The 377-nt window shown below is 68.4% G+C and carries 1 protein-coding gene; it reads right to left on the bottom strand.

Translation table 11 applies throughout. The annotated features are described in order from the left end of the window. Positions 1 to 375, bottom strand: a 375-nt coding sequence (locus WG903_RS19155) for an Ig-like domain-containing protein (RefSeq protein WP_340078297.1), incomplete at its 3' end; no start/stop codon positions are given. Positions 376 to 377 lie beyond the last annotated feature (2 nt).

Below are 377 nucleotides of genomic sequence, written 5' to 3'. Positions count from 1 at the left end.
GCCGTCACCCAGCGTGCTCACCGTGATCGACCAGTTGCCGCTGCCGTCAGCCGTGCCCGTGCCCACCACCGTGGTGCCGTCCGTGTCGTACAGCGTCACGCTCGAATTGGCTTCGGCCGTGCCGGTAAACGTCGGCGTGTTGTCGTTGGTGATGTTGTCCGTGCTGGAGGAGCCACTGTCCGTTCCGGCCGTCAGGTCCGGGGCGCTGGGTGCAGCCGGCGCCGTCGTGTCGATCGTGACCGCCAAGCCAGTGGATGCCACGCTGGTGTTACCGGCCACATCGGTCTGCTTGGCCGTCAGCGTGTGCGAGCCTTCGCCCAGCGTGCTGCTGGTGATCGACCAGTTCCCCGACCCGTCGGCCGTGGCCGTGCCCAGCG

The organism is Ramlibacter sp. PS4R-6, assembly GCF_037572775.1.
In the GTDB taxonomy this organism is placed as follows: Bacteria; Pseudomonadota; Gammaproteobacteria; order Burkholderiales; family Burkholderiaceae_C; genus Ramlibacter.
The sequence above is the reverse complement of the archived record's forward strand: the minus strand, read 5'-3'. Positions and strand labels throughout refer to the sequence as shown.